Source organism: Psychromonas arctica DSM 14288 (assembly GCF_000482725.1).
Taxonomy (GTDB): Bacteria; Pseudomonadota; Gammaproteobacteria; order Enterobacterales; family Psychromonadaceae; genus Psychromonas; species Psychromonas arctica.
In genome coordinates this window covers 1-4,959 of the sequence record NZ_AXWP01000094.1, presented here as the reverse complement: position 1 = coordinate 4,959, position 4,959 = coordinate 1, and the positions used below count along the sequence as shown (strand labels likewise).

Annotated in this window: 5 protein-coding genes; 2 read left to right on the top strand and 3 right to left on the bottom strand. The window is 41.5% G+C overall.

Going from position 1 to position 4,959, the window contains the following annotated elements; all coding sequences use genetic code 11:
• Positions 1–77: 77 nt before the first annotated feature.
• Positions 78–1,208, bottom strand: coding sequence for a type III-B CRISPR module RAMP protein Cmr1 (cmr1, locus tag H592_RS0111320; protein ID WP_028868874.1), 1,131 nt, complete (start codon positions 1,206–1,208; stop codon positions 78–80).
• A gap of 96 nt (positions 1,209–1,304) precedes the next feature.
• Between cmr1 and H592_RS0111315 the strand changes: the two genes are divergently transcribed.
• Positions 1,305–2,576: an IS4-like element ISPa13 family transposase gene (locus H592_RS0111315; RefSeq protein WP_000813355.1), complete on the top strand. Its 1,272-nt coding sequence runs from the start codon at positions 1,305–1,307 to the stop codon at positions 2,574–2,576.
• 338 nt (positions 2,577–2,914) lie between these two features.
• Here the strand turns inward: H592_RS0111315 and H592_RS0111310 are convergent, their stop codons facing one another.
• Together H592_RS0111310 and H592_RS22120 are read right to left on the bottom strand one after the other, a co-directional pair.
• On the bottom strand, positions 2,915–4,198 hold the full coding sequence (locus H592_RS0111310; protein ID WP_028868873.1) for a Y-family DNA polymerase: 1,284 nt from the start codon (positions 4,196–4,198) through the stop codon (positions 2,915–2,917).
• The gene (locus tag H592_RS22120; RefSeq protein ID WP_051369137.1) at positions 4,198–4,422 is read right to left on the bottom strand and encodes a LexA family protein; all 225 of its coding nucleotides are present in this window, start codon (positions 4,420–4,422) and stop codon (positions 4,198–4,200) included. Before H592_RS22120 ends, H592_RS0111310 begins: the two co-directional genes overlap by 1 nt.
• 142 nt (positions 4,423–4,564) lie before the next feature.
• On the opposite strand from H592_RS22120, the gene H592_RS0111300 reads away from it, so the two are divergent.
• A partial coding sequence (locus H592_RS0111300; RefSeq protein WP_028868872.1) for a DUF4158 domain-containing protein occupies positions 4,565–4,959 on the top strand: 395 nt, incomplete at its 3' end.

Sequence of the window (4,959 nt, the reverse complement as noted above, 5' to 3'; positions counted from 1 at the left end):
CATTCGTTTTTCCTGCAAAGGTGATCTTTTTTTTCTGGTAAATCAATTAGATCACGAATGAAGCACCTCTTCAACTCCTAAAGATCATACCTATGAACCTTGGCATTCTCCGGAAAAAATTGTGCCGCCAGTAAACTTTGCACTGCCAGATACTCATTGCCGACACGGTGGATATGAATTAATAAGGGTGAAGCACGTCTGGCGGTATTTTTTTCAGCAATTTCAATATTGACTGAGCCAGCACTGCTAAAGCGTACGTTATGGGGTACACCAAAAACCAATCTTCTGGGCTGTTTTGGCGTTTGGTTATCTCTTACAAAACGATACAGTTCGTCGTGGTCATCAGAAAAAATTTGTAATGCCGGTTGGGAGTTTACTTTATGCTCCCCTGAACTGTTTTCACCATATCCGCGATAACGCTGTTGTTTTTCACCGACTTCGTTTAAAACTTTAACTGGATCTGAGCCTACAACGGACACATCGGAATGGCTAAATGCACTAAAGGCGGTAAAGGGTGGCAACGCCGTTAAGTGCTCGGCTGAGGAAAAAAATGATTTTAACGCATTGATATATTCTTCTTTATTGCCGGGTAGGGTTAGTTGCTGCCCATTTTCTACAAGCTGTGTAATGCTTATCGAACCAAAACCTTTTCTTGCCCGAGCACCTAAATTACCTAACAGACCAAAAGCCAGCAGAGCTTTTTTGACCTGCTGAATTTGCTCTTGCGATACCATAGGTTTAAAACCTAACTGAATTTCAAAGCTGGCGCCTGATTTAATATAAGAGCGGGTTATTTCTTTATTTTTGAGACTATATAGGCCCATTCCCAGAAAATAACGACAGCCAGCAAAGGCGCCGACCTTATTGCCGTTCGTGTTTTTTGCCTGATCAGCCTCTTTTTTGATCACGTCACTCTCTTGAATGTTTTTACATATTCTTAAGAACACTAGGCTTTGTCCGACAGCGGTTTTAGGGGTGGCAGCCGCGCCAAAAAGCAGTTGCTCTGCCGCGTGCATGGCCTTTAGTGCTTGTGATTGCGAGCCAGCTTTTTGCCGGAATTGTGCATAATGAATAGCTCGCCACCAGAAACGTAGTGCACCCTTAATGGCCGTTGGCCTGATATCAAGAGCAGCAGAGTCAGATGAGTTATCGTAACCTGCAATAAACATGGGGGAACTAACTTCAAAGGTTGCATTAAGCGTATGCATGATACATAGGTATGATCTTTAGGAGTTGAAGAGGTGCTTCATTCGTGATCTAATTGATTTACCAGAAAAAAAAGATCACCTTTGCAGGAAAAACGAATGAAGCAACAACAAGATACCCGATTTTCGAGCGCTTTTGAACGATTTTTTTCAGCAGCAGAGCTTGATGCGCTTGGCAAGCAATCAGGCTTTATGAAGCGGCGGCGGCAGGTGACGCCACAGAAGTTTTGCATGGCGCTGGTCAGTGCGCTGGGTGCAGGAACAACGAATTCGATTGCCGATGTGCACCGGCAATTTAACCATATGCACTCAACGGACATAAAGCTTAAACCCTTTCATAAACAGTTGGTTAAAATGGCTGCTCCTGAATTTATGCGTGAAGTGTTTGAAAAGGCGCTGGCTCTGCATCTCCCTGATATGTTTGCTATCAGGAATAAATATCAGGACATGTTCAAGCGCATTATTTTACAAGATGGCACCAGTTTCGCTGTACATGACGACTTAATGTTCTATTTTCCAGGACGTTTTAATGAAAATAGTCCGGCAGCGGTTGAGTTACATGTCACTTATGACGTGTTTAAGGGGCAACCTGACGGTGTTAGTCTGACTGAGGACACGGCACCCGAGCGGGACTATTTGCCTTCACCCGCCTCTTTATCAGGCTGCTTATTTATGGCAGATGCAGGTTATTTTTCAAAAGCTTATATACAACAGCTTCAAGAAGCCTGCGCGTATTTTATTATGCGGATGTGTAACCGTGTTAATCCAATGGCGGTTTGTACTAAGACTCAGCAGATGAAGCCGCTGAAAACATGGTTAAAAGAATTACCCAATGCAGGTGTATTGGATTTAGATGTGCAGTGGCCGAATGGCCCGGTTTATCGTTGCGTTGCATTTGCAGCATTAGATCACAAAAAACGTCATGTATTGGTCTGCACTAACCTTGACCGTGAGCAGTTTCCTCCAGCTGTTGTGGGTGATTTTTATCGTGTTCGCTGGCAAATAGAATTATTATTCAAAGAGTGGAAGTCGATGAATAATTTAAATAAATTCGATACAGGTCATGCCACAATCGTTGAGACGTTAATTTGGGGTAGCTTGCTGGCAGCAACCTTAAAACGCTGGCTAATCAACGCGGCACAAAAGAAGTATAACCGGGTGTTGTCGCTTTTTACCGGAGCAAAAACTGCCCATATGTGGTGGATACCATTTTGCTTTGATATAGCCATGAGTCGTGGTACGGATTTAGCAAAAGCCATGAATAACGCGCTGGCATTTTTAGCGCAACATTGCCAACGGCAAAATGTTAAACGAGACCAAATAAGTGGCGTATATAAGCTGCTTAATAACACAAATAAATCATTGGGTTAGGTCGTTAAGGTCATACGTATGAGTATACTCATATAATAGAAGTTCACCCTTGCTGCAAAAGCCGCGAGAACCTAGAGGCTTTCCTAGAAAAAAACTTATGTAATTACCAAACTCAAAGCAACCTTTCGCCACTCAGTATCAAGGTGCTTGAAACAATGCTCTTATCATTTGATAACCTTATTAATAGACACGATTATGCTACAACGGTATCGAATTTACATTATTGGGCAAATCATTTAGAGGTCAGATAATAGATACTTATTCCAATTATCTTGTTAACTTTTCTACAAATGGAATTGAGCAGAATCGGTTTTCTCTTGTTAATCGGCCTCGCACTATCACTTAGCAAGTGCAACCGGTAATTCTTTTAAGTTTGTTGTGTAGCTCTTTGGCGCTAAATCATCTTTTGGCTTCCACGCTTGTTTAAAACCCTGGACACCGAATCTAATGACATTGTTACCGAATTTACTATTTATTTCATCGCTTACGGTAGTCTTTTTATTTACGTTTGAAATGCCCGAATCATTAAACAGATTAAGTTGCTGGTGGTCATTCTTTGATAATAGCTGGTTGAAGATCACACCAACTTTTTTGAAAAGATAACCCTCCTGGTAAATTTTTTCCAAAGCAAACATAGCATATCTGATTAAGACGTCCGAGTCTGCGCTATGAAAAGGCAATTTCACTTCAATGCTTTTACGAAATTGTGGCTGAGACTGCCTAAACACATCCGTTGAAACAAAAATAGTCAGGCTATTGGTGAACAACTCAAGCCGGCGTAACTTACCTGCTCCAGTAGAAACATGTGACGATAGAGCACTTTTAAGCTCATTTAAATCTGTTACAAGCTTACCCATGCTTTTTGAAACACAAATGCTATCGCGGCCTTCGTTTAGGTCCTTTAGCTCCACGGCATTAACCCCATTCAGCTCTTGTATAGTTCGAGATAAAACAACACCGAATTTTCGTTTTGCTTCTACTATATTGAAATTTTTTAATTCCAATCCAGTATTTATACCAAGTGCAGTAAGCTTATCTGCCGTTTTTGAACCGACTCCCCATATATCACTTGCTTTTACCCTTTGAAGAACCCAATCAACCTTTACGGGGGTATCGAGTACAGCTACACCATTGGTTTTAGCTTTCCATGCATTGAGTTTAGCTGCGTGAGAAGCTAATTTAGCAAGTGTTTTCGTATGAGCGACACCGACACCAACACCAATGCCCAAGTTCTTAGCTAACGTATTTTTAATATGTAAAGCGTATGATTTAGCGTTGGGCGCCATAGTCGAGTCAATATGGCCAAAGCTTTCATCAATTGAGTACCGGTGACAGTCAAATAGTAGCTCTTCTAGCTCAGTGTGAAACCGATTGCTCATATCACCAAACAATGTGAAGTTACTGCCCCATACGTGGCCATTGCTGTTGTGAAGTGTTTCTTTTACCTTAAAATATGGCTCACCCATTTTTATGCCGAGCGCTTTCATGGGTTGATTTCGCGCTATAACATTGCCTTGGTTTGAACTTAATACACCGAGCGGCGTAGTATTAATATCGTATTGAGGATTGAAAAGCTGAATAAATGAAACATATGCAGCGTTTATATCACACAGAACCCACATCAAAAAATACTTATAGCGCTAGTGACAACGCCCCAAATAACATTTTCATCCCAATTATTTTCACCATCAAAATCAACAACGATTGGCTTGTATTCTGAGTTCGAGCTTAGAAATAATACTCTGTTATTTTCCGGCTCTAACTTTAAACGCTTAACAACGAATTCATTATCAATAGTCGCAAGCACTATTCGCCCGGTAGTGGCCTTGATGGACTTATCAACCACAATGGGGTTCTAGGGATTTTCCCCTCTAAAAAGACATAATCCTCTGTAGACCACACCAATAAATGGCTGCGGAGGTGGGTTACTACTTATAAGTGTGGCAAATTAGGTAAATATCGTACATTTAATACGGAACAGCCCTGATATGGCCATCAAAAACGAAATTACTATTCTCACGAGAGCAGAACAGGCAGATCTTTATTCCCCACCCATTTTTTCAATCGAAGAACAACGTCTGTACTTTTCTCTGAACGATGCGGAATTGGCAGTTTTTCGGTCAATTCGTCTCAGAGCTCATAGATGTTACTTTGTCGCGATTTTGGGATACTTCAAATCAAAGCCCGTCATCCTAGATATCGCTTACTCGCAGGTTTCTAAGGATTTAATGTTCATCAGTAAAGAGCTGCTTGGCGGCAAGGGGCTCAGACCATTCACTCCCTCACAAAAACAAAAAGATCGACTCTACGCAAAAGTATTAGACCTTGCTGGTTATCACAAATGGGACGAAAGTCAGCACTTCAATTCTCTTTTCGACCACCT

Coding starts and splice junctions, on each gene's coding strand:
- cmr1 (WP_028868874.1), bottom strand. CDS start 1,208: ATGCATACGCTTAATGCAACCTTTGAAGTTAGTTCCCCCATGTTTATT.
- H592_RS0111315 (WP_000813355.1), top strand. CDS start 1,305: ATGAAGCAACAACAAGATACCCGATTTTCGAGCGCTTTTGAACGATTT.
- H592_RS0111310 (WP_028868873.1), bottom strand. CDS start 4,198: ATGTGGGTTCTGTGTGATATAAACGCTGCATATGTTTCATTTATTCAG.